This window comes from Pinibacter soli, from assembly GCF_029961145.1.
GTDB classification, from domain to species: domain Bacteria; phylum Bacteroidota; class Bacteroidia; order Chitinophagales; family Chitinophagaceae; genus Pinibacter; species Pinibacter soli.
The window spans coordinates 148,384-167,929 of the sequence record NZ_JASBRG010000001.1; the positions used below are offsets into that span (position 1 = coordinate 148,384).

The 19,546-nt window shown below is 40.1% G+C and carries 21 protein-coding genes and 5 tRNA genes; 8 read left to right on the top strand and 18 right to left on the bottom strand.

Annotated features, from left to right (window positions below; genetic code table 11):
• Positions 1–24: 24 nt before the first annotated feature.
• The 16 genes from rplK to rpsU all read right to left on the bottom strand — a co-directional run bounded on the left by rplK (position 25) and on the right by rpsU (position 9,630).
• Positions 25–468, bottom strand: coding sequence for a 50S ribosomal protein L11 (gene rplK / locus QJ048_RS00575; RefSeq protein ID WP_217794057.1), 444 nt, complete (start codon positions 466–468; stop codon positions 25–27).
• A gap of 236 nt (positions 469–704) precedes the next feature.
• Positions 705–1,388, bottom strand: a complete 684-nt coding sequence (locus QJ048_RS00580) for a DUF3575 domain-containing protein (RefSeq protein WP_282332363.1) — start codon at positions 1,386–1,388, stop codon at positions 705–707.
• A gap of 5 nt (positions 1,389–1,393) precedes the next feature.
• Positions 1,394–2,152 carry an LVIVD repeat-containing protein gene (locus QJ048_RS00585; RefSeq protein ID WP_282332364.1) on the bottom strand — a complete coding sequence of 253 codons (759 nt, stop codon included), beginning with the start codon at positions 2,150–2,152 and terminating at the stop codon, positions 1,394–1,396.
• 10 nt (positions 2,153–2,162) lie between these two features.
• Positions 2,163–2,693, bottom strand: a complete 531-nt coding sequence (locus QJ048_RS00590; protein WP_282332365.1) for an LVIVD repeat-containing protein — start codon at positions 2,691–2,693, stop codon at positions 2,163–2,165.
• 332 nt (positions 2,694–3,025) lie between these two features.
• Positions 3,026–4,240, bottom strand: a complete 1,215-nt coding sequence (locus QJ048_RS00595; protein ID WP_282332366.1) for a hypothetical protein — start codon at positions 4,238–4,240, stop codon at positions 3,026–3,028.
• A 141-nt stretch (positions 4,241–4,381) separates the two neighbouring features.
• Complete coding sequence (gene nusG / locus QJ048_RS00600; protein WP_282332367.1) at positions 4,382–4,945, bottom strand: transcription termination/antitermination protein NusG; 564 nt, start codon at positions 4,943–4,945, stop codon at positions 4,382–4,384.
• On the bottom strand, positions 4,945–5,145 hold the full coding sequence (gene secE / locus QJ048_RS00605; RefSeq protein WP_282332368.1) for a preprotein translocase subunit SecE: 201 nt from the start codon (positions 5,143–5,145) through the stop codon (positions 4,945–4,947). The genes nusG and secE overlap by 1 nt, the downstream gene beginning before the upstream one ends.
• 170 nt (positions 5,146–5,315) lie before the next feature.
• Positions 5,316–5,386, bottom strand: a tRNA-Trp gene (locus QJ048_RS00610).
• Positions 5,387–5,477: 91 nt separating this feature from the next.
• Positions 5,478–6,665 (bottom strand): elongation factor Tu, encoded by a 1,188-nt coding sequence (tuf, locus tag QJ048_RS00615; protein ID WP_217794050.1) that lies wholly within the window; start codon positions 6,663–6,665, stop codon positions 5,478–5,480.
• Positions 6,666–6,992: 327 nt separating this feature from the next.
• A tRNA-Thr gene (locus tag QJ048_RS00620) sits at positions 6,993–7,064 on the bottom strand.
• A gap of 87 nt (positions 7,065–7,151) precedes the next feature.
• A tRNA-Gly gene (locus QJ048_RS00625) sits at positions 7,152–7,224 on the bottom strand.
• Between the two features lie 100 nt (positions 7,225–7,324).
• Positions 7,325–7,407: transfer RNA gene (locus QJ048_RS00630), tRNA-Tyr, on the bottom strand.
• A 103-nt stretch (positions 7,408–7,510) separates the two neighbouring features.
• Positions 7,511–7,583, bottom strand: a tRNA-Thr gene (locus QJ048_RS00635).
• Between the two features lie 410 nt (positions 7,584–7,993).
• Complete coding sequence (locus QJ048_RS00640; RefSeq protein ID WP_282332369.1) at positions 7,994–8,296, bottom strand: HPF/RaiA family ribosome-associated protein; 303 nt, start codon at positions 8,294–8,296, stop codon at positions 7,994–7,996.
• A 176-nt stretch (positions 8,297–8,472) separates the two neighbouring features.
• A complete protein-coding gene (locus QJ048_RS00645) occupies positions 8,473–9,372 on the bottom strand; it encodes a tyrosine-type recombinase/integrase (RefSeq protein ID WP_282332370.1) in 900 nt (299 codons plus the stop codon).
• A 63-nt stretch (positions 9,373–9,435) separates the two neighbouring features.
• On the bottom strand, positions 9,436–9,630 hold the full coding sequence (gene rpsU / locus QJ048_RS00650; protein ID WP_217794047.1) for a 30S ribosomal protein S21: 195 nt from the start codon (positions 9,628–9,630) through the stop codon (positions 9,436–9,438).
• A 202-nt stretch (positions 9,631–9,832) separates the two neighbouring features.
• Between rpsU and QJ048_RS00655 the strand changes: the two genes are divergently transcribed.
• The 5 genes from QJ048_RS00655 (at position 9,833) to QJ048_RS00675 (ending at position 12,887) form a co-directional block, all read left to right on the top strand.
• The gene (locus tag QJ048_RS00655; RefSeq protein WP_282332371.1) at positions 9,833–10,429 is read left to right on the top strand and encodes a riboflavin synthase; all 597 of its coding nucleotides are present in this window, start codon (positions 9,833–9,835) and stop codon (positions 10,427–10,429) included.
• Between the two features lie 138 nt (positions 10,430–10,567).
• Positions 10,568–11,170 carry a LemA family protein gene (locus tag QJ048_RS00660; protein ID WP_282332372.1) on the top strand — a complete coding sequence of 201 codons (603 nt, stop codon included), beginning with the start codon at positions 10,568–10,570 and terminating at the stop codon, positions 11,168–11,170.
• Positions 11,171–11,189: 19 nt separating this feature from the next.
• Entirely contained in the window at positions 11,190–11,648 is a 459-nt protein-coding gene (locus QJ048_RS00665; protein WP_282332373.1) for a TPM domain-containing protein, read from the top strand.
• 41 nt (positions 11,649–11,689) lie between these two features.
• Positions 11,690–12,481, top strand: a complete 792-nt coding sequence (locus QJ048_RS00670) for a TPM domain-containing protein (RefSeq protein WP_282332374.1) — start codon at positions 11,690–11,692, stop codon at positions 12,479–12,481.
• Positions 12,482–12,575: 94 nt separating this feature from the next.
• The gene (locus QJ048_RS00675) at positions 12,576–12,887 is read left to right on the top strand and encodes a Dabb family protein (protein ID WP_282332375.1); all 312 of its coding nucleotides are present in this window, start codon (positions 12,576–12,578) and stop codon (positions 12,885–12,887) included.
• A gap of 111 nt (positions 12,888–12,998) precedes the next feature.
• Here QJ048_RS00675 and QJ048_RS00680 read toward each other — a convergent pair whose 3' ends face one another.
• Both QJ048_RS00680 and QJ048_RS00685 read right to left on the bottom strand, forming a co-directional pair.
• Positions 12,999–13,715 (bottom strand): 3-ketoacyl-ACP reductase, encoded by a 717-nt coding sequence (locus QJ048_RS00680; RefSeq protein ID WP_282332377.1) that lies wholly within the window; start codon positions 13,713–13,715, stop codon positions 12,999–13,001.
• 231 nt (positions 13,716–13,946) lie between these two features.
• Positions 13,947–16,439 carry a M1 family aminopeptidase gene (locus QJ048_RS00685; protein WP_282332378.1) on the bottom strand — a complete coding sequence of 831 codons (2,493 nt, stop codon included), beginning with the start codon at positions 16,437–16,439 and terminating at the stop codon, positions 13,947–13,949.
• A gap of 117 nt (positions 16,440–16,556) precedes the next feature.
• Between QJ048_RS00685 and QJ048_RS00690 the strand changes: the two genes are divergently transcribed.
• The 3 genes from QJ048_RS00690 (at position 16,557) to truA (ending at position 19,516) form a co-directional block, all read left to right on the top strand.
• A complete protein-coding gene (locus tag QJ048_RS00690) occupies positions 16,557–17,966 on the top strand; it encodes a proline and serine-rich protein 1 family protein (RefSeq protein ID WP_282332379.1) in 1,410 nt (469 codons plus the stop codon).
• Positions 17,967–18,026: 60 nt separating this feature from the next.
• Positions 18,027–18,662 carry a SanA/YdcF family protein gene (locus QJ048_RS00695; RefSeq protein ID WP_282332381.1) on the top strand — a complete coding sequence of 212 codons (636 nt, stop codon included), beginning with the start codon at positions 18,027–18,029 and terminating at the stop codon, positions 18,660–18,662.
• Positions 18,663–18,751: 89 nt separating this feature from the next.
• Positions 18,752–19,516, top strand: a complete 765-nt coding sequence (gene truA, locus QJ048_RS00700) for a tRNA pseudouridine(38-40) synthase TruA (protein ID WP_282332382.1) — start codon at positions 18,752–18,754, stop codon at positions 19,514–19,516.
• Positions 19,517–19,546: the final 30 nt, after the last annotated feature.

The window sequence follows — 19,546 nt, forward strand, 5'->3', positions numbered from 1 at the left end:
CTCAATTTTTTTACGGTTTCAGAATTAGTTTTCCCACGGAGCTTTACCTTCTACAGTCAAGCCCATGCTGCGAGCTGTACCGGCAACCATGCTCATAGCGCTGTTAAGCGTGAAAGCATTGAGGTCAGGCATTTTGTCTTTTGCAATTTCTTCCACCTGAGCCCAGGTTACTTTACCAACCTTGTTACGGTTAGGCTCTTTGGAACCGCTTTTAATTTTCGCAGCTTCCATCAACTGAACCGCAGCCGGAGGAGTTTTAATTACAAAGTCAAATGACTTATCAGAATAAACAGTGATTAATACAGGTAGAACTTTACCCATTTTATCCTGAGTTCTAGCATTAAATTGCTTACAGAACTCCATGATATTAACGCCCTTAGAACCCAGAGCTGGACCAATTGGAGGTGCAGGATTGGCTTGACCGCCTTTGCACTGCAACTTTACGAAACCTGAGATTTCTTTTGCCATTTTAAAATATTTTTTTGGTGATAACGTACTGCTTAAAGCAGCACTCCCAAAGCCATTCAAATCGAAAGAACTTTATTTTGGGGATGCAAAAGTAATTAAATTTCCCAATAAATAAACATTCTTTGCCGGCTAATTTTTGTGAAACAATGGATAATGCTGGTTTCCAAGCGAATGCAAAAATAATACATCGGTAAATATGCCATATCTAAATCATTGATATAAAATATACTACTTATTTAAGGCGATGTCTTTTTAGCAATGCTTTTATCTACCAACCTGTATACCAGAGTAATACCTACTTGCGGGGTTAAAGCAAATTGTGATAAACCGGGAAATGGGAGAAAATCATCTGTTGCCGCAATGCCTGCAGGCTTTGTTTCATCATAATAATGAAAACCTACGCCCCAATAGTATTCAAACTTCAGCCGATTCAAACGGTCCCACTTCGCGCCACCGGGTTTTCGCATAGGCAACTGTGTACCACAAAGCAAATTCAGACTATAGGAACTCGCATGCATCCTGACATTTTCATACTTTTCATAAGTTGGAATATCATTTTGTACATCATGCGGCACCCAGGCCTGCCCCTTTTTCTGAATGTATTTGTAATGAAACTGAGCTTCGAAGAAAAAGAAATGCCGCAACGAAGGATAATATCTTGCGGCGGGCCTGATAAGATACCCGCTTACCTTACCGCCTTCACTTGGTGAAGCAAAGATCCAACCGGCATCTGCAACAAAAGACCAGTGGGGTAAAAAACGATATTCTGCACCCATCGTAAGGTTACAGTTCAAAGGATCAATCAAGCCCGGAAAATTCCAGCGAACACTTAGGTCCCCTTTTTGATCATACTTCGATTGCGCAGAAAGTTGGGCTACAATGACGAGGTATAACAGTACACAAATGGCTTTGTTTTTCATTGTAGTCAAATGTTGGAGAGGAATACAGGGTTTCGGTTATCTGAAATATCATACAGCTTAATGCCTGCGTCTGTCCAGCAAATGAGCATATGGTTGTAGGGAATTACGTCAGAAAACGTAGCATCTGTTATGGTTTTTATCACCACAGGATTGTATGGTCTTCTAATATCAATAACCAGTAGGCCCACCATCTTATCGCATACATAAAGCACGTCATCATCGTAGCCGAGACCGTACGGCTCCTGAAGTGTAAGCGTACCTTTTTCAATAGGATTTGTAATTTCCTTTATATCGTACACAGCTAAAATACTTCGGGTGCCACCGCAAGGGGCATTAGCCCTGAGTGTTGCAAATGCTACGGTATCTTTTGCCACGACCGGATCGCAACGTCGCATCACAGTTGGCGATAGTGCCGTACCCAACGCTGCAGGCTTTGCTGGATCCTGGATTGAATAAATATAAACGGCCGTGCTGGAGCCAATAAATAGTTTATCATTGAACGGAAATATGGTCTCAATGCTAAAGCCCACTGACACGGTATTTTTCAAAACGGGATGTATTGGATCGGAAATATCAAATGCCTTCAAAGAGGTTTCATCTACCGAGTACAAATAGTTTCCTGCAATAGCGAACCTGGCAGTAGAGCCCCCTTTACCATCAGTCGATGCTGATGCTGTTGTGCTTAGCGTTGAAGAAGATGTGCTAGATTTAGTGCATTGCATAAGCAAGCAGCTAAGTATTATAAGTGTAAAATTTCTTTTCATAATTATGTTTTTAGCGCCTGCATTTAGGAGATTTAACCATTTCTAATTTCCAACCCACAACTACGCCTTTGCTTGCGTCTGGGCATTCAAATAATACATTGATATAAGGCGGGTAATCCTGGTTGACGGGTTTGAATACATTTTCCATTCGTTTAATCATTACAGGTCGCTCAGGATCACTGATATCAAATACCACCATGTCTTTATAATTGTCGGCATATAGGTAATGGCCTTTAACGGCTAGCTCGTTGCTAAAAGGAATGTTTATAAAAGCTGTTTTCCGGGGATGTTTTTTGTCACTCACATCAATGATATGAATACCGGAATTTTTATCATTTTGAAAAATGTAGTTTCCGTAGGCGTAAATCTTTCCGGGATCAGTCGTTACTTTGGGAAGGTCTGTCGAAATCTGTTGAATATTTTGTTCTGAGTAGTAAACCGGCACATAGGCCTGCCCTTCCATGGGCGCATTTTGGTCAGGCGTGCAGGCAGTCAGGGCAATAACTACGCACGCAGTAAAGGGGATCATTAAGCGTTTCATAAATGGTGTTTTGTAAAAAGTATAAAAGTCACAGCTACGGAAAGTCGCCACATAGGAGTGATCTTTCCGCAGATTAATTTTTCTGCAGATCAATTCTGTTATTCACTTCACACTTATATCCGGAACACGAAGTTGCCTAATGAGAAGCCTTGTTGATGGTTCAATATTATTCAGCGTAGGGTATGCTGTTGTATCATTTCCTACTTTAACGTAATAGCTGGCATTGGCAACTTTGTAGCTTTGACACAGCAGCAAATTCAAACGTTGCTTGCCAATAGTCGCCGTGTTAGAATTAAAGGAAATTTAACAATTATAACTGCTTATTGCTTTTGCTATTGAGCCATGTAATGAATGATGAATGCCGCAACGTTGAGAACACAGGCATATACTACCATGATTCTAAGCAACCAACGGGGAATTTGATCAGCGCCGAGAGCAGTGAGGATAAACAGTAGAGGTAAGAAATCCAAAGTAAAGCGCATACAGTTCACTTGCGAGAAGCCGTTATTGTGATAAAACAAAATGCCGGTCAACATTATTAAGATTGTTATCCAGCTAAACCACAATAATTTTTTCGGCCAATTTGCTTTGACGCTTGCAATTAAAAAAGGACTGGCAGCAGTTAGAGATGTGCCCCATAAATCTATGTCCACAATTTTCATCTGGTCTGCTCCAGCCAAAATGATCGTAAACCCTTTGAAGAACAAACTGTAAACATTAAACCAGAAATATTTTACACTGAACACACCATGGGCCGCAACCCGGTCTTTTAATATTCCCGCATACTCGATGTAATTGTAGCCCGCATTTAATGGTTGGCCAAATCTAACGTAGTTGTAAGTAAGATACAATCCTACAAAAACACCAATGGACACACACAGACTGAGGGCCTTTTTATAAAATGTTCTATCCAGTTTATCCCGGCTTATATAGTACAGATATCCCAGTGCAAACACGCCATAAAATAATGTGAACTGACGCGTAAGGAAACTGCAGCCAATAAAAATTCCGACCAGCCACCATCTTTGTTTACCCAGTATTTCGGTTATGCTAAGGAGAATTAAACTCGTTGCGATGATATGAGCAAATTGGTATACGTGATGACTAGTTACTAAAACATACCAATAACCCGTGCCGAAAAAAAATGCGGGAATTAATAATGATTTGATGGGTTTACTGATCTCCAGCTTTAGAAACACCGTGTAAAGCAAATACAGATTCGCACAACTGCATATAAGCGCAATAAGTATGGTATTTACATTTGGGCCAAAAATGGCAGCAAAGGGTAAAAGTATAAGGGAGGGAAACGGAGGATAGGGCAAATAATGTTTCCCGTTATAAAATATCATATCCAGGTAATCGTAATTATCTGCCTGGAGTGAAATATGACCTTTTAATAAAGAATTTGCATAAAGCAAATAAGCGTTTACTCCTTCGTGATGTAAAACAGCAGGGATGTGCAGCAAAGCGAAGAACCCAAAATAGATAAGCCACTGATATCGGGTGGGATTCTCGAAATAGATTAGTCTTCTCAATGCTTCTTGCATGTTTTGGTAGTTAGATTAAGGTACAAATTACAGGAAAAGGGTATCTTGACAACAAGATAGAGAATGATTTTTCAAAAAAATAATAGAGACAAAAAAACCGCTCTAAATGAGCGGTTTTTCACAATATTTTGAAAACTAAGATTATCCTAGCTTTTCAACTTGCATGTAGTTCAATTCAACCGGAGTAGAACGACCGAAGATCTTCACGGTTACTTTCAGCTTCTTCTTCTCGTCGTTAACTTCTTCGATAATACCATTGAAATCATTGAAAGGTCCTTCGATAATCTTAATGGTTTCACCAACGATGAATGGCTCGCTCATGGTAACACCACCAGCTTCCTGCATTTCATCCATTTTACCTAACATTTTATTTACTTCGGCTTTACGTAAAGCGATAGGATCATCTTTACCAAGGAAGTGAATAACATTGGTTGTATTTTTTATCAGGTCGCGTAAATCATCAGACAATTTACCATCGGTAATTTCGATCATAACATAACCAGGATAGTAGTTGCGTTCACGCATTACTTTTTTACCATTCTGTACCTTATACACTTTTTCAACAGGTAAAAAAACTTGCTTAACCACTTCTACCCAACCGCTACGTGAAATTTCCTTATCGAGGTATTCTTTCACTTTACGCTCTTTGCCGCTTACAACACGCAGCACATACCATTTGGTCTCCGTTTGATTTGCTGCTTCCATTATTGGTGTTTAAGGAAAGAATATATAAAATTCAAAAAGGTGTGCGAAGCAAAATCCATTACACCTACAACAAGGGTGATCAAAAGTGTAGCAATCAAAACGATTACAGTTGCTTGTTGCAATTCACTCCATGTAGGCCAGGTCACTTTCTCAACCAACTCTTTGTATGACTCGCTAAAGTATGTTCCGATTTTATTCATAGAGAATAATTGTGAATTTGAAAATTTGTGATTTAAAAATTTGAAAATACTGCTTTTCCAACTTGCCTGATCGCTCAAATTTCAGTTGCTCTGAAAGCGCAAAAAATGTGAAAACCTGAAACTTATTTCATTTTCAAATTTACACATTTCCCAATTTACAAATTAATCAGCACGGGCACTAGGATTCGAACCCAGATCAAAGGTTTTGGAGACCCGTATGCTACCGTTGCACCATGCCCGTGTAAAAAGCCATTAGCAAAAAGTCCTTTATTACAATCAGCAAATTTAAGAAACCTGCTAAAGATAGGCTTAAAGCTAATGGCTTAGCTATATTATTTCACAATTTCAGTAACCTGACCAGCACCTACTGTACGTCCACCTTCGCGGATAGCGAATTTAAGACCTTTTTCCATCGCAATAGGTTGGATCAAAGTAACTTTCAATGAAGTGTTATCGCCTGGCATAACCATTTCAGTTCCTTCTGGAAGAGTAACTTCACCAGTTACGTCTGTAGTACGGAAGTAGAACTGAGGACGGTATTTGTTAAAGAATGGAGTGTGACGTCCACCTTCTTCTTTGCTCAATACGTAAACTTCTCCTTTGAATTCAGTGTGCGGAGTGATAGAACCTGGTTTGCAAATTACCATACCACGACGGATATCTTTTTTCTCAATACCGCGCAATAACAGACCTGCGTTGTCACCAGCTTCACCTTCGTCCAATAATTTTTTGAACATCTCAACACCTGTAACAGTAGAAGTAAGTGGTTTTTCGATCAAACCTACGATTTCAACACCTTCACCCACTTTAATACGACCTCTCTCGATACGGCCTGTAGCAACAGTACCACGACCAGTGATAGAGAATACGTCCTCAACGCTCATCAAGAATGCTTGATCAACCGGACGTGGAGGTAGAGGAATATAAGTATCAACAGCTTCCATCAATTCGTTGATTTTCTCAACCCATTGTGCTTCACCAGCCAAAGCGCCAGTTGCAGAACCTTTGATGATAGGAGTGTTATCGCCGTCAAAACCTTTTTCAGTCAACAACTCACGAATTTCCATTTCCACAAGTTCCAATAATTCAGGATCGTCAACAAGGTCAACTTTATTCATGAATACCACCATACGAGGTACACCTACCTGACGAGCAAGCAGGATGTGCTCACGAGTTTGTGGCATAGGACCATCTGTAGCAGCAACCACAAGAATAGCACCATCCATTTGTGCAGCACCAGTAATCATGTTTTTCACGTAGTCAGCGTGACCTGGACAGTCAACGTGAGCATAGTGACGACTAGCAGTTTGATATTCTACGTGAGCTGTGTTGATAGTGATACCTCTTTCTTTTTCTTCAGGTGCACCATCAATTTCGTCATAATTTTTCTTCTGCGCCAAACCTTTCTTGCTCAGAACATCGGTGATAGCTGCAGTCAAAGTTGTTTTACCGTGGTCAACGTGACCAATAGTACCAACGTTAACGTGGGGTTTATCCCTCTTAAAGGTCTCTTTTGACATCGTTATAGTTTTTAGTTGCGGTTTTAAATTTGTTTTCTAAATATGAATACTGTTTTTAACAACAGGAAACATCTACTGATTTGCCATTTACCTAAACCTCAGTTTCCGAAAAAATGGCTAGCCGTTGATAAACCCCATTTTTTAAGTGAGATAAATTCACGGCTTTGTGCTTGAGTCGTTGAAGAGAATGATTTCTCTATCTTCCCGATCAAGATCGGGATGCTCATTTCTGAGCCCGGCTTTATACTAAGCCGTTGAAGAGAATTAGCTTCTCGACCTTCCCGATCAAAATCGGGATGCTCATTTCTGAGCTACGGCTTTATTATGAGCCGTTGAAGAGAATTGAACTCTCGACCTCTTCCTTACCAAGGAAGTGCTCTACCACTGAGCTACAACGGCATATACTCAGTTGGCAGTTTTTTTTCAGCTTTGCAGCACCTAACAATTGAATATTAAACGACTGCCGACTGCTAACTGAAAACAAAGAGCGGAAGACGAGGATCGAACCCGCAACCTATAGCTTGGAAGGCTATCGCTCTACCAATTGAGCTACTTCCGCAGATACAATTTGAAAATATAAAAATTTGAAAACTTGAAAATCAAACTAGCTTTAAACTTTATTTTCAAATTTTCAAACGCTCTAATTTCAAATTTGTCTGTGGGCAGGAGAGGATTCGAACCTCTGAAGTCGAAAGACAGCGGATTTACAGTCCGCCCCATTTGGCCGCTCTGGAACCTGCCCGACTTTAATTTGAAAATTTGAAAATGTGACAATTTGAAAACTAAAAGAACATGATGCCTTTTGTTTTCAACTTTACATATTCAATCTTTCAAACTAAATTAAGAGCCGAAGATGGGACTCGAACCCGCGACCTACTGATTACAAATCAGTTGCTCTACCAACTGAGCTACTCCGGCTTACTATATTTTTAACTGGATTTTTACTACCTTTTTTGGAGATAGTAACTCCTTGCTATAGTTTGAAAATCAATATTATCTAAGAGCTTTTTTCGTTTCGCAACGCCCTATGTTTTTTGGGAAGGCAAAGGTAAGAGAATTCGAATAATACCCAAATTTTGACTCAACTTTTTTTTAGCTTTTTTAATTATTGCTTCCGAATTGCGATTCTAAAAGCCGCTTTTTTGATATAAAAACTCAATTCAAATTCGCTGAAACCGTTGAAAACACTGCAAAATTAAGCATGTGTAATGAATTAAAGATGCAATGAAATTATTTTTGAAAAAAGTAGCGCTCGCTTGATAAAATTCTACTTTATGAAGAGGTCATATTAAAAAAAAGACCTCCTTTCGGAGGTCTTGAAATATTTTTTATGCTGCTAAACGTTTTTCTTTTTTTCTTTTCATTTGATTTACGAGTGAATCAAGAGCGCAGTCAAAAGATTCTTCAAATGATTTTGAACTGGCCTTTACAAAAAAATTGTGTTTGGGGACATGAACCCTGATCTCTGCGATTTTGTCTTTAATTGTATGAATTACATTGTCAAGTTTTAAAAACACATCAACCTTAATAATCCTGTCATGAAAGGTAGGAAGTTTTTGAATTTTAGAATTTACGAAATCAATCAATTTAGAATCTGCGTCGAAGTGCACAGTCTGAATTTTAACGTCCATAACAATCGCAATTTTAAACGTGAAACAATAAATTAAAGAACTAACATTTTCACACTCATTATTTAATAAAATAATAATGTTAGAGGGACTATGAAGATAAACCAACGTAGTATGCTTTCCAAATAAAGACTTCTGATTTTTCTCAAGTTTGCCAACTTTTTAACAACGTCTAATTTTCACGCCTTGGGGTGTGCCTTTTTGTATGCTTCCTTTAATTTTTCGATGGAATTATGGGTGTAAACCTGTGTGGACGCTAAACTACTGTGACCCAGGAGCTCTTTTATTGCATTGAGATCGGCACCGTGATTGGTGAGGTGGGTGGCGAAAGTATGACGCAAAATGTGAGGGCTTTTCTTCTGAAGCGTTGTTACCTGCGAGAGGTAAGATTTCACCCTGAGGTATACATACTTGGCATAGAGTTTTTTGCCTTTGGGGGTTACAAAAAGATATTCGCTGTCAAAGTCTTCAAAAGACTTCCGCTTGTCTTTCTGATAGCCTATAAGATTCTCTATCAACTGTTTGTTTACAGGAATGATCCGTTCTTTATTTCCCTTTCCCAAAACTTTGATTGAATTTGAATTGCGGTTGACACCATGTTCTTCCAGGTTTACCAACTCGCTTAAACGAATACCTGTGGCGTAAAAAACTTCAATGAGCAACTGGGTTGTTTTACCGTCCCAGTCATCTGGAAAAGCAATTTCCTTTAATAAAACATTCATGTCGTCTTCCATGACGAAGGAAGGCAGTCTTTTGCCGATTTTAGGGGCGGAGACGTTGGTCATCGGTGTTGACTCGATATTGCCAAGTTTCAACTGGTATTTAAAGAATGATTTTAGTGAAGATGCTTTCCGGTTAATCGTTTTGGAAGTGAGTTTTTCATCTTTCAATGATGCCATCCAGGTTCTTACCATGGAAGAATTGATTTCTCCAATTTCGGTTTGCTCAAAATTCTTGTTCAGATAGTCGAAAAATTGCGTGAGATCGTCTTGGTAAGAGCGGACGGTGTGTTGAGAATAACGTTTCTCAAACTGCAGATAATCAAGGAATGGCGTAAGAATGGATGGTGCTGTTTCCATAAACTAAGATAGCCACAAAGCTAATACTTTGCAGCTATCCCACTATGAAAAAGCTTAAATAACTTAATCGAATTTACCTGTTGCTACTTGTTGCTTGTAAATTGCCTTAAGTACTTGCGTACGGCGTTTTACAGAAGGCTTAGTAAAAGTTTGGCGCTCTCTCAACTGAAGCAAAGTTTTTGCTTTCTCGAACTTCTTCTTGTACTTTTTAAGCGCTTTGTCAATGTTTTCGCAATCTTTTGAGTCTATGATTAACATATTTTATATATACCTCCTTTAGGCGATTTTGGAGTGCAAAGGTAAATAGTTTCAAATAAAAAAACAAGAGGAATTTGAAATTTGAGATTCGAAATTGGAGCCTACATGACTTCGATTGGTTTACATCCTGATTATTAACCTTTAATAAATAAATCGAACGCCTAATTTCTATTTCCTAACTCCTAATTCCTAATTTGCATACATGTTTACAGGAATCATAGAATCATCAGCAAAGGTACTGGAAGTTATTACTTCGGGTACGAATAAAAGTTTCTGGCTGCAAAGCGCTATTTCTGATCAATTTAAAGTGGATCAAAGCGTTTCGCACGATGGTGTTTGTCTTACAGTGGAGGCAATTGCAGAAGACCGCCACCGCGTAACTGCCATTTTAGAAACATTGGAGAAATCCAATCTTGGGAAATGGGAAGCAGGAACAATAGTCAATATAGAAAGATGCTTGCAAATGAATGGACGCCTCGATGGACATTTTGTTCAGGGCCACGTTGATACAACCGGAACTTTGCAGGAAATAAAGGAAATGGATGGCAGCTGGCAACTTACTTTCTCCTACCCTAAAACTTTTGCACATTTAATGATCGAAAAGGGCTCCATTTCTATGAATGGTATCAGCCTTACAATTTTTAATGTAACAGAAAACACTTTTTCGGTAGCGATTATTCCATATACGTTTAACCATACCAATATTAGAAATATGCGAACCGGTGATACGGTGAATCTTGAATTTGATGTGGTGGGAAAATACATTGCGAGGTCACTGGAGCTAGGGCGTAACATTTAATAATGTCAGGCACAGATGAGCAATGCGGCGATGGCACCGCGACAAATCTGCGCCAACATCAGGCATGTCTGCGCTAATATCATTTTAAACAATTAATCATCTTAGATTGTATCTTTAAATCATAAACTTTAAACAACCATGAGCACTAATAAACTTATTCTTGTTGTTATTATTGGACTTATTGTACTTCTTGTTGGATGCGGCGGATGTGGCGCCATCAATTTCCAAAAAAATGCCGTTACGATGGATGAAAATGTAAAGGGAAAATGGGGAAATGTTCAAAACCAATATCAACGCCGTTCTGATCTTATACCTAATCTGGTGAATACCGTAAAAGGTGCCGCAAACTTTGAGCAGGAAACGCTAACTAAAGTAATTGAAGCAAGAGCAAAAGCGACTTCTGTTCAGATTAATGCAAATGATCTTTCACCTGAAAAAGTTGCCCAGTTCCAGCAGGCGCAAGGTGAGCTTTCAGGCGCACTTAGCCGCTTGTTAGTGACTGTTGAGCAATACCCTGATTTAAAGGCAAATAAAAACTACCAGGATCTGCAAGCCGAGCTTGCGGGAACAGAAAACAGGATAGCGGTGGCACGCCGAGATTTTAATGAGGCCGTTCAGGGTTACAATTCTTCCATCCGCACGTTCCCAAATAATTTCTATGCTGGATGGTTCGGTTTTAAATCGAAGGGATATTTTGAAGCAACACCTGGATCTGACAAGGCTCCAGAGGTGAAATTTTAATTATTAAATTTTATTTCTGATGCCATTTTTTTCTTCTTCCAAAAGAACCTTTCTTGATAGCCATGAGTCAGCTGATGTTATCGCAGCAATAAAACAGGCAGAGAGAAGAACGAGTGGGGAAATCCGTGTATACATCGAAAGTAAATGCAGATATGTGTCAGCTATTGACAGGGCTGCAGAAATATTTGATGTACTTAAAATGGAAAGGACCGATAACCACAACGCCGTTCTTATTTACCTGGCGGTGAAAGACAGGCAGGTTGCGATATTTGGCGATCACGGTATTCACCAAAAAACAGGTGATGAGTTTTGGGAAAAAGAAGTGGCGCATATGCTTGAGCATTTTAAGCAAGAGCATTATGCTACGGGGCTTTGCAAAGCAATCAGTGATGTCGGAGAAGCATTGCATTATCACTTTCCATACGATAATGAAACAGATAAAAATGAATTGCCCGACGATATAGTTTTCGGGAAATAATTATCATAAGCAGGTCGAAAGGCCTGCTTTGAATTTTACGCATGAAAAAGTTACTTTTTTATTTATTGTTTTTTTTAACCGGTACATTTTGCTTTGCGCAAAATATTCCTGCGAGACCAAATCCGCCTCGCCTGGTCAATGATTTTGCAAACGTTCTCACGCCGGATCAAAAGGCCGCGCTTGAAAGCAAACTTGTTGCGTACGACGACAGCACTTCCAATCAGCTGGTGGTAGTGACATTGAAATCTGTTGGAGACTATGATGTGCAGGATGTTGCCTTGAAAATTTTGCGAGACTGGGGCGTGGGCAACAAAAAAACAAACAACGGTATTGTTTTGCTTGCTTCAATGGACGACCACAAGTTAAGAATTGAAGTTGGTTATGGTCTTGAGGGTGCAGTTCCAGATTTAATTGCAAAAAGAATTATAGAGAATGAACTAGTTCCCAATTTCAGAGCCGGAAATTATTACCGGGGATTTGACGAAGCGACAGATGCGATTTTCAAAGCTGCGGCTGGCGAATACAAAGCACCGGAAGGTTATGATCAAAGAGGACAGCACCAGGGAAGTGGCCACGGCAGCAGCATTATTTCTATCATTGTAATCATCATCGTACTCATTGTCATTTTCTCGAGCAGAGGTGGCGGCGGTGGTGGCGGAATGATGAGCAGGCGTGGCTATCGTGGTTGGGGTCCTCCCATTTGGTTTCCAACCGGTGGAGGCGGCTGGTCCGGTGGAGGCGGCGGCGGTGGCTGGTCCGGCGGTGGAGGTGGTGGCTTTGGCGGCTTCGGCGGTGGTAGTGGTGGTGGCGGTGGTGCCAGTGGTAGTTGGTAATGCAACAGATGTCAAGTGGGTATGATGGTTGCAACGGGATGGCCGTAGTTAAATTTTACAGTATAGAAAAACAATAGTTTATAAATCAATAACCATGGAATTAAAACAAGTATTTATTCATCACGTATTTTTTTGGTTGAAAAATCCGACTGATCAAAATGATTTGGTACAATTGGAAAAAGGCTTGCGAACACTCACTGAGATTTCAACCGTCAAATCTTTTCATATTGGCAAACCCGCAGCAACCAACCGTGGTGTGATTGATAATACTTACTCACTATCCTGGATGATCATTTTTAATAATGCAGCAGATCAGGATAGTTACCAGGTTGATCCTATTCATTTAAAATTTGTGGAAGACTACTCGCAGCTGTGGCAGAAGGTGGTAGTGTATGATGCGATCTAATAATTGAATAACTGAATCATTGAATCATTGAATTATTGAAGGTTGAAGACCGGGATTCTTCGGCAATTCAATCAATCAATTATTCAATGATTCAATAATTCTATTATTTGTCTATGGATTAGTCGACCACATACTGGCATCTTTAATGAATATCCGTTTGTTCAATTTTAGCTGGGCAACTATCAATTCCGCAATATCCTCCGGCTGCATTACTTTTTCAGGATTTCCGTCAGTAAGTTTTAAATTAACCGCCATATCCGTTGCAACGGTACTTGGGGTGAGTGTTGTTACGCGAATATTATGTTTTCTTACTTCATACATAAGCGATTCAGACATTCCGATCAAACCAAATTTTGAAGCACTGTATGCGCTCGTTACAGCTGCACCACGCAAACCTGCTGTGGAAGCAATATTGATAACATCTCCTGTTTTTCTTTCGATCATGGATGGCAATACTGCACGGGTTACATAATACACTCCAAGCAGGTTTACTTTTATAATTCTCTCCCACTCTTCCGGTTCAAGCTCCATAAAACCACCGAACGCTCCAACGCCTGCATTGTTGATAAGAATATCAATATTACCAAGATCTTTCGCAATGCTCTCAACTGCCTTGTTGACTGCATTTATATCTGCAACATCTGCCGTTGCAACTGCAGCATTTACTCCAAATGATTTTACTTCTGTTGCCAGTTTTTCAAGATCTCCGGCGCTTCTTGCAACAAGACCAACATTCACCCCTTCCTTTGCTAAAGCCAATGCAACAGCTTTTCCTATTCCCTTTCCTGCCCCTGTTACGAGAGCTATTTTACCTTTAATTGATTCCATAATTTTTCGTTTTTGTACAGCGAAATTAGAATGAATTAAGAATTAATAAAGATAAATAACATTGCTGCTTGCTGAAATAAATGCCGCAGTCGGTAGGCGAACAAACTTTGCAAGTTTTATATGCCGGTCTCATAAACTACAAGCGACTGAACCAAACCTTTTAGGCCTTTCATAAATAAAAAAACTCCCGGATTTCTCCGCGAGTTTTTTTATTTATGAAAGCGAATAACGCTATTTCGCTTTTGATCTAATGTATTCAATTTGTTCTTGTGTGGCGGTAGCATTTGCCCCTGCCAGCTGCGCTTTCTTCTTCCCTGCAATTCCCATTAACACCATGTTGTTAATGTACGGAGTAAGTTGTGATTTATACGCTGCGGGAATGCTTTCACGGAAGTCAACAATCATGTCAACACCTTTTTTTACCAATGCCGTGTTGTTCACTTTTGCGATGTAATCAGCTACTGGCTGCAGCATTTCCATTTTTGCTTGTGACAATGGCATTTTTGCGAAATTACCAGCTACATAATCGAAATCAGCTTCTGAACCTGCATCAATCAATACACCACTGATTGATTCCATCAGTTTTCCTTTTGCGGGTTGTGCTTTCAATTGCTGTGCTTTTTGCAAAGCCAATGCCGGATCTATTTTTGTCAGGGCTTCTAATGCCTGACCTGATACGCTGTAAGAAGAATCCATAACAGATTTCTCAAACAATGTCTTGTATTCAGGTTTGTTGTAAGCGGCCAATAAGCTAAGCGCCTGCGCACGAACCGTTGAGTTTTTATCAGTTTTTGCAATGTTTGCAATTATTGATTCGAAGCCATCTTTAATTGCCGTGTTATCCATTTTCAATTTTGACAATGCGTAGTTACGCAAGCCAAAATATTTATCATTCACCGCCAATTTCAACAATGCCTGTGCATCTGTGTTATCAGCATTTTTTGCGCAAGCATCAATTGCTTCTCTCCTATCGAGATAGTTGCCAGCGAATTTGTACTGGTGGATGAAGTTTGCCAAAGATTTATCGTCTGTTTTTTCGCAAAGCAAAATTTTATCTCCGTCTACGTTCACTAAGTCTGGTTTTGAACTTCCGTAAGAGAAAGTAAATTGCTGCTCGCGTTCAGTCATTTCAACGCTATGGCGAACTTTTGCCGATCCGTTGTAAACGTCGATAGCAAATGGCAAACGGAAAACTTTATCACCATCTTGTGTTTGTTTTACAGTTACAGTTACTTGTTTTGCCGCATCATCGTATGCATAACTGATGTTTAATTTCGGATGACCCGCGCCGTAATACCACTGATTGAAGAACCAGTTTAAATCTTTACCTGTCACTTCTTCAAAAGCCAAACGAAGGTTTTGCGCCTCAGCTGCTTTGAATTTGTTTGTTGTAAGATAATTGTTCAATGATCTAAAGAATGCGCTATCTCCAACATAGTTGCGAAGCATGTGCAGGATACGACCACCTTTGTTATAGCTTACGGCATCGAACATGTCTTCTTTATCTGCATAGTAAAAACGAACAAGATCTTTCTTCTCGCTATTGCTTTGCAGGTAACCATGCATGTCATTATAATTTTGCGCATCGCCGGCGTCTTTACCATGCTTGTATTCGTCCCACAATGTTTCGCTATAGTTTGCGAATGATTCATTCACTGTGAGGTTGCTCCAGCTTTCAGCAGTCACTAGGTCACCGAACCAGTGGTGGAACAATTCGTGAGCGATGGTGCTTTCCCAACCATTGCCGTCGACCAGTTCGCGGGCATCTTGCTGAGCGCTTTCCTGGTGCAGTGTAGCTGTAGTATTTTCCATGGCGCCACTTACGTAGTCACGGCCAATAATCTGCGAATATTTTTGCCATGCGTAGTCAATACCAGTAATACGTTTGTAGAAAGCCATCATTTCCGGAGTATAACCAAAAATTCTGCGTGCTACAGGTTCATATTCTTTTTCTACATAGTAGTTTACTTCTTTATTGCCGTATTTATCTTTTACTATCGAATAATCGCCTACGCCCATAAACATTAGGTAAGGAGCATGGGGCATATCCATTTTCCAATAGTCTGTTCTTGTACCGTCAGCGTTTTTCTTTTGGCTGATCAATAAACCGTTGGAAAGTGTAACGTATTTCGCCGGAACGGTCATTGCGATTTCGTCCGTTGTTTTTTGATTTGGTTTGTCAATGGTGGGGCACCACACTGAGTTTGCCTCGGTTTCACCTTGTGTCCAGATTTGTGTTGGTTTATCTTTTTCTTCACCTTTTGGATTGATAAAGTACAAACCTTTGGCATCTGTGATTGCTGCGCTGCCTTTTACTTTAAGCTCGTTGGGTTTTGCAGTGTAGTCAACGTACACCGTATATTTTTCGCCGCCTTTGTATTTTTTGTCAAGTTTAATGTTCAACATCCAGCCATCGTATTCATATTTCAATGGAGTTGTTGCACCGCCTTTTACAATGGCAACTTTTTTAATCTCCATGCCTTTGGCATCGAGCGCCAGGGTATCTGTTTCATAAAAATGTGGCTGTAAAGTGATCCATGCTTTACCATACATATAGGATTTATCATAGTCGAATGAGACTTCCAATTTTGTATGTACAAGATCGTTAATCTTCGTGGCAGTTGCCTGATAAGTTAAGGCTTGGGTTGTAGCTTCTGATTGCGCGTTTGCCTGTGCAAGCATTAAAAGACCGCAAGCAGTAAATAGGAAAAGCTTTCTCTTCATACTGATTTATTAAATAGGGCTTAAAGATATAGTTTCGGATGATTCTCTTTTTAAAAAAAATGCTAAATGGCAAGCTAAACTGCATTTTCAAGTAGTTTTGCTGTAACATTGGATATTATGAAATCAGGTTTTGCAATACTATTGTTCCTTTTGACGGGCCTTGGCGCATTTTCACAGAAAGACTATTTTATATACATACAAACAGACAACAATCAACCCTTCTATGTTTTAATGGATGGGAAAACATTCAGTTCAAGTGATCACGGATATCTCATATTATCCGGTTTACAGGAGCAGGCGTACCAGTTTGCAATTGGTTTCCCGAAAAACGCATTCCCAGAACAGAATTTCACGTTAAATATTTACGAGAAAGACGCAGGTTATCGTTTAAAAAACTTCGGAGATAAAGGTTGGGGATTATCTAACTATCAAACTTCGGAAGTAACGATGAACCGCAATGGCGAGAAAGGAAGTTCGATGATTTCCGGGACGAGAAAAACGGATAGTTTTTCAGTGCTGTTATCGAATGTAGTGAACGATACGAGCATTTTGTATGAGAGCGTCCCACCGCAAATGCCGGCTACCTCAACTGCCGCAGTGGCCGTGCAGGAAAAACCTGCTGCCCAAATCGATACAGCCCAAACCTCTAAGGCGCAGGCTGTAACGCAGGCCCCAGGTGATTCAACAACAAGCACGAATGCTAAAAATGTACCTTTGGCACCTGTTGCCGCTGTTACAGCCGCAGTCGCTGCACCAAACAATGCGACCGATACCCACAAACAAGTTTCAGACACAGCTTTCAAAGCAGCCGCAATTGTGGCTGTGCCAATAATTGCTGCAAAAAGCGATACAGTAGCGGCTGAGAAAAAAGTTGTAGCAGATTCTGCCATAGCAATAGCACCCGCCAAAACAGATTCAGTGGTCGCAGTTATCCCGGTTAAAGCAGCACTTTCATCTGTCAGGAAAATAAGCGAAATATCTACTGAAGCGACTTTGGAGGAAGTATATGTTGATAGTACAAATGCCGGTGTTGACACCATTCGAATTGCTACCCCATTAATGAAAGAGACTGTGATTCAATCTGCGGCTGTAGTTCCAGTTGCAACTACAGCTGCGGCTGCGCCACCTATGCAAACCGAGATTACAAAAGTGGACACTGTCATCAGGAAAGAAATAACAGATGCTGGGATTGTAGCTAAACCTATTTCAAGCTCACCTCAAATCAACAACTCCGATTGTAAGAACACGGCGACTGATGCCGACATTGACAAACTACGCGTTAAACTTTTGTCGATAAAGAATCTGGATGAAAAAATAGGAACGACAAAAAAACTATTAAAGGCGAAGTGCTTTACGGTAAAACAACTCAAAGCAATTAGTGAGTTGTTTGCTGAAGACGCAGACAAATACCAGCTTTTCGAAACGGCCTATCCATTTACTTTAGATACTTATAACTATACCACACTTGAAGATTTGATCAAATCTGATTATTATCGTGACAGATTTAAAGCGATGATCAGAAGATAGTGGAAAGTGGAGAGTTAAAAGCAATTCTCAATTCTCAACTATTCCTAAAACCTCTTTCCAATGATAAAGAAAATAATTTGGGCCACTGCATTAGCTATCGTTGTGGCAGTTGCTTTTGTAGTTTTTGCAAATGCAAATATTAAAAGTGTGGCGAGTAACAAACTTTATAACGATACCGCATCTATTCCATATAACAAAGTGGGATTGTTATTGGGTTGTTCCAAACTGCTTAGCAATGGCTATCCCAATTTATATTATCAATACAGGATAGATGCCGCAGCGGATTTGCTGAAAGCGGGAAAAATAAAATATCTTGTCATTAGTGGTGACAATGGCCGAAAGGAGTACAATGAACCCGAGGACATGAGAAATGACCTTATTCGCAGAGGCATTGATTCTTCTGTTATCATTCTTGATTACGCAGGTTTCAGAACATTTGACTCGGTGGTGCGTTTAAAAGAAATTTTCGGTCAGCAATCGGCAACTGTTATTTCACAGCAGTTTCACAATGAAAGAGCGATTTTTATTGCGCAAAAAGAAGGCATCGATGCGATTGGTTATAACGCGAAAGACGTTGTAAAATACGCTGGCTTTAAAACAAAACAACGTGAAAAACTGGCGAGATGCAAGGCTTACATTGACTATTTGATTGGAACAAAACCGAGGTATCTCGGGGAGAAAATAAGGATAGAATAATTGAAAAATGAAAGCTGAAAATTAGAAGTCACTTCTAACTCTTCATTTTAATTTTCAACTTTCATTTTTCCACTTTCAACTAAATCAGAATGAGGTATTTCATAGAAGTAGCATATAACGGAGCCGCCTATAGTGGTTTTCAGATACAGGAAAATGCACATTCTGTTCAGGCGGAAGTGGAGAAGGCGTTTGGCATCATTCACAGAAAACCTGTTGCATTGACCGGCTCTTCCCGCACGGATGCGGGAGTTCATGCGTTACAGAATTTTTTCCATTTTGATTATGACGACGAAATCAATCCACGTGCGGTATATAAAATAAATGCCATTTTACCGGCGGACCTTGTTGTAAAAAATATCTACTCAATGCCGCAAGAGGCCCACAGCAGGTTTGATGCATTGAGCCGCGAATACAAGTATTTCATTTATGGCGAAAAAAATCCCTTCCTGCACGACAGGGCGTATTATTTTCCCTATACACTTGATATAGACCAACTGAAACTTGCGGCCCAGGTTTTAAAAGAATACACCGACTACACCTCTTTTTCGAAACGTAATACGCAGGTTAAAACGTTCAATTGCAACATTTCTGTAAGCGAATGGATCGAGGAAAATGGCTGCCTTGTGTATCATGTAAAAGGAAACCGTTTTCTACGTGGCATGGTGAGGGCCCTGACAGGAACCATGCTACGAGTGGGGCGCGGGAAATATTCCATAGACGATTTCCGAAAGATCATCGAGGCCAAAGACTGCACTCAGGCAGATTTCTCTGTGCCTCCACACGCTTTGTTCCTGGTGAATGTGCAATATCCTGACGGCTATTTGCACCAGGTAGAATCACCTAAATTCTCCTGAATTCGGGAACGGCTTCCGGCGCAGATTGCT